Raw genomic sequence first — 4,264 nt, forward strand, 5'->3', positions numbered from 1 at the left:
AGCATGTTGCATAAAGTCTTCAGAACCCACTAACAGACCTTCTGAATCACTTGTTAAAATGTTTGTTACCACTAATAAGAATGCGGCATATTCGTTTTCAGCTACTAAGTCTTTCATTGCTGCAATCACTTCGTCTTTACGTTTCAAGACATCGTCAACATCTACAACATTAATTTGACCAATACGTACTGGTTTGCCGTCCATTTCAAATGATTTAGCGTCGCCATCAGCAATTTCACTTGCAGATTTAGCGTCTACGTTTGTACCTGATTTCAATAAAGCTAAACCGTAAGCTTCAACATCTACGCCAGCGATCTCTGCTAAAGCTAAACCAACTTCTTGATCTTTTTCTGTTGTTGTTGGTGATTTGAATAATAAAGTATCAGAGATGATAGCGGATAGCATTAAACCAGCGATTTCTTTAGGGATTTCGATGCCTTTTTCTTGGAACAATTCGAAAATAATTGTTTGAGAACAACCGTATGGTTTTGCAATGAAAGTTAATGGTGCGGCACTTGTGAAATCACCGATTTTGTGGTGGTCAACAACTGAATGCACTTCAACTTCTGCTAAGTCAGCGACTGATTGTTGCGACTCGTTGTGGTCTACTAAAGCAACTGTATCTGTTTGCGTTCCAATAGATTCAATTACACGTGGTGCCTCTTGACCAAATTCATTCAAGGCATAGGCAGTTTCTTCATTAACTTGTCCTAAGGCAACCGCTTCTGCTTCAAGTCCTTGTTGGTTTAATAAATAGGCATATGAAATAGCAGATGTAATGGCATCTGTATCTGGATTTTGATGTCCGAAAACTAAAATTTTATTCACGTTTATTGCTCCTTTTTGAATTCAATGATAATCACATTCTAACATAGATTAATTCGAAAAAAGGAACTTTTCGAAAAATCCGAAAAATTCCTTTTAAGTTGATTTTTTGACTATATTTCAGGTCATATTTGCCTAAAACTCTTGGTACACCGCTGGATCTTGGTTGGCTGCGCGGCCGTCTGGCTTATCTAAACGGTCAAATACGGCCAAGTCTTCTTCATCCAGTTTGAAGTCAAAGAAGTCTAAGTTTTCAATTTGACGCGCTTTCTTGCTTGATTTAGGGATTGGCATAGCCCCTAATTGCGTTTGCCAGCGTAAAATTGTTTGACCAGCAGACTTACCGTATTTAGCAGCTACTGCTTTGATGTCTTCATTTTCTAAAACTGATTTATCAATCTTTTCATTCGCGCGAACAAAAGGTGACCAAGATTGAGTAATAATGCCCTTCTCCTCATGGTAAGCGCGTTGCGCTTTTTGTTGGAAGTAAGGGTGCATTTCTACTTGGTTTACCACTGGTAAGACGCCAGTTTCACGCTCAATGCGGTCAATATGTTCTGGTAAGAAGTTGCTGACACCTAGATTTTTGATGTAGCCACGTCTTTGGGCTTCAATCAGTGCTTGCCAAGCTTCAACATAGTGGTCTTCTTTTGGATTTGGCCAGTGAATCAAGTAAAAATCATAGTAGTCTAAGTTTGCCCGCATTAATGATTCTTGAATAGTCACTAAGGCATCATCGTATTTGTGGTAACGACCAGGTAATTTTGAAGCCACTTGAATCTCGTCTCTTGGAATTCCAGATCGACGAATAGCTTCACCTACTGTTGCTTCATTTTCATAGTTGTAGGCTGAATCTAGGTAACGGTAACCTGCTTCTAAGGCTGACTGGATAGATTCTACCCCATCATATCCTTTAAGTTTGTATGTACCAAAACCGATTTGTGGGACTTTGGTCCCATCATGCGCTGTATAAGTTGGTATTGTCATCGAATAGCTCCCTTCAAATTCTAAGTTATAATCTTAGTTTACCATGAACCCATTTGAGACCAAATCATTTGCTTGTGCAGGACTTTAAATATTGAAAAAGCGCAAGTGCACCCTACTTGTTAAACTGCCTGTTTTAATATGACGGATACCCCTTGTCCGCCGCCCACACATAGGGTCGCTAAACCATAAACTGACTGACGTTTTAGCATTTCATGGATCAAGGTAACCAAAATACGGGCGCCTGAAGCACCGATTGGATGACCAAGGGCAATTGCCCCACCATTCACGTTAACTTTGTCAGCTGGCAATTCTAAGCTTGTGGTTACACATAAAGCTTGGGATGCAAACGCTTCATTTGCCTCAATTAAATCTAGGTCTCCTGCTGTAATATTGGCCATTTCTAAGGCCTTGATCGTTGTTGGGATTGGACCTGTCCCCATAATTGAAGGATCTACCCCACCCGTTGCGTAAGATGCAATGGATACCATGGGTTTAAGCCCTAGTTCATCGGCCTTACGCTTAGACATTAAGACAAGCATTGCTGCCCCATCATTGATACCTGATGAGTTACCTGCTGTAACTGTCCCCTCTTCTTTAAAGGCTGGTTGCAATTTACCCAAACGTTTTGGTGTAATACCTGAACGTGGCCCTTCATCTTCAGTCACTACTTGCACGCCATTTTTATGTGGGATGGTCACTGGGACAATTTCTTCTGCAAAACGATCAGCCTCTTTCGCTGCTACAGCCTTGATTTGGCTAGCGGCTGCAAATTCATCTTGGGCTTCACGGGAAATCCCGTATTGGTCCGCAATATTTTCTGCTGTAATCCCCATCGCGTCGTTTGAGAAGGCATCAGTTAGACCATCGTGTTGCATAGTGTCAATCATTTGACCATTGCCCATACGCTGACCCCAACGAGCGGAATCAACCACGTATGGTGCACGAGTCATATTTTCCGTACCACCTGCGACCACAATATCAGCGTCGCCAAGCATGATAGCTTGTGCGCCCATCATGACAGTACGCAATCCTGAACCACAAACTTGGTTAATGGTTACGGCAGTAGATTCGTTAGACAAACCTGATTTCAGGGCGACTTGGCGCGCAACGTTTTGGCCAAGTCCAGCACTTAATACATTCCCCAAGATCACTTGTTCAACTTTTTTTGGGTCTAAATCAATTGAAGCGAGTGTTTCTTTTAATACTTCTACCCCTAAATCAACTGCTGAAATGCTTTTAAATTGGCCACCAAATTTTCCGATTGCAGAACGTTTCGCTGCAACAATGACTACTTCTTCCATAAAACTCTCCTTTATCATTCATTCATTTTCTTGATTTAAATCCGCGAATAAATGTTCATCTCTTTAATTATAGCGAAGAATGCTGTTAATATCTAGTTATCAATACTAAGATAAGTAATTATCGTTTTTCTCTAAACTTAGCCTATAACAAAACGCCTACCAAAACAATAAAAACTTGGCAGACGTTCGGATTCTTAATTGAAAATTTATTTTTCAGGATTAAAAGACGTGAAGTCAATTAACGGCGTTACTAAGCTAATTTGACCATGATCTTTCTCGTCTACAAGCATTGACCCGTTTGAGTACCGGTTGGCAATTGCCACGTCACCTGTTCTAAAGTTTTCACGATGAGATTGGCTTGTAAGCACTTCAAATACCTGTTTAGTGTCAATGACTTCAAAGGCAGCAACAAAACGATGTGGGTTTGTTTTCAATTCTTTTAAGGCCACTAAACCACGTTTAGCTCGCCCAAGAACGTTAATTTCAGCCCATTTCAAGCGTTTCATATGCCCTCGTTGGGTCACCATCATCAATTGCAAGTTATCATCTGGAACGGCTGCGTATGACAATCCAACCACATAATCATCTTGTTTCAGGTTAATAGATTTAACCCCTTTAGCACGCGCACCAATAATCGAAATTTCATCAATGCTGTATCTTAAGGTAAAACCAAAATGCGTCACTAAGATGACTTGGGCTTGGCTTTGGTCAGTTGCGCCGTCAATGCGGTAAACACCAATTACTTGATCAGTGTCAGAAGATAAATTCATAGCTAATGACGATTTGTTTTTATAACCGCGGAATTCTTTGAATTCTGACAATGCCGTTTGTTTAATCATACCCGCAGCTGATGCAAGCAAGAGGTTATCTTTGCTATCTTCATCGTATTTAAAGACACCGATAATTGATTCGTCACTGGCAAAGGAAATTCTTTGCGAAATATGCTCCCCTAAGTCTTTCCAACGGATGTCTTGTAATTCATAAACTGGTTGGAAGATGTAGTTCCCTTTATTGGTTATGAATACTAACTGATCCAAAGTAGACATTTTTTCAAGGAATTGTACATGGTCTCCGTCGCGTAAACCGACTTCTTCAATACCAGAAGCTTTAAATGACCGCAGACTAGACCGTTTGATATAACCACCGCGGGT

The 4,264-nt window shown here is 40.6% G+C and carries 4 protein-coding genes; all 4 read right to left on the reverse strand.

Translation table 11 applies throughout. The features are described from left to right. On the reverse strand, positions 1–828 hold an 828-nt coding region (locus tag ACRCJ0_RS09940; RefSeq protein WP_431390337.1), incomplete at its 3' end, for a manganese-dependent inorganic pyrophosphatase. Positions 829–960: 132 nt separating this feature from the next. Next, the gene (locus ACRCJ0_RS09945) at positions 961–1,812 is read right to left on the reverse strand and encodes an aldo/keto reductase (protein WP_016897107.1); all 852 of its coding nucleotides are present in this window, start codon (positions 1,810–1,812) and stop codon (positions 961–963) included. 119 nt (positions 1,813–1,931) lie between these two features. Then, entirely contained in the window at positions 1,932–3,113 is a 1,182-nt protein-coding gene (locus tag ACRCJ0_RS09950) for an acetyl-CoA C-acetyltransferase (protein ID WP_431390338.1), read from the reverse strand. Between the two features lie 206 nt (positions 3,114–3,319). After that, a partial coding sequence (locus ACRCJ0_RS09955) for a DNA gyrase C-terminal beta-propeller domain-containing protein (protein WP_431390339.1) occupies positions 3,320–4,264 on the reverse strand: 945 nt, incomplete at its 5' end.

This window comes from Aerococcus sp. L_32, from assembly GCF_050689315.1.